Annotated in this window: 1 rRNA gene; it reads right to left on the reverse strand. The window is 49.0% G+C overall.

The window, feature by feature from the left end:
- Positions 1 to 55 precede the first annotated feature (55 nt).
- A 23S ribosomal RNA gene (locus EES38_RS23345) occupies positions 56 to 435 on the reverse strand; the annotation flags it as partial.

The following is a 435-nucleotide window of genomic DNA, read 5'->3' on the forward strand; positions in this document are numbered from 1 at the left end:
GCTGAATTCCCAGAGTCCCAGAGCTTGCAGTTCAACTCCACCTGTTTACCTTTGAACGGTTTCACGCACTGTTTACTCTCTCTTCAAAGTACTTTTCAACTTTCCCTCACGGTACTTGTTTGCTATCGGACTCGTGTAAGTATTTAGCCTTGGATGGAGTCTACCACCCACTTTGGGCTGCATTCACAAACAACCCGACTCCAAGGGTAGCTCAGAACAGAACTGTCACACTTGATCTCTACCCCCACGGGCCTTTCACCCTCTTTGGGCCAGAATGGGAAGCCGTACTCATTGCTGGACGTGGGGCAGAGCAGTAATGTCTGAAGCCAACCTAAACMCCACATTGCCTCACGATCAATTAAYCGCAGGCTTCGGTGTTGGGCTAATCCCTGTTCACTCGCAGTTACTAAGGGAATCCTTGTTAGTTTCTTTTCC

Source organism: Vibrio viridaestus, assembly GCF_003856525.1.
GTDB classification, from domain to species: Bacteria; Pseudomonadota; Gammaproteobacteria; order Enterobacterales; family Vibrionaceae; genus Vibrio; species Vibrio viridaestus.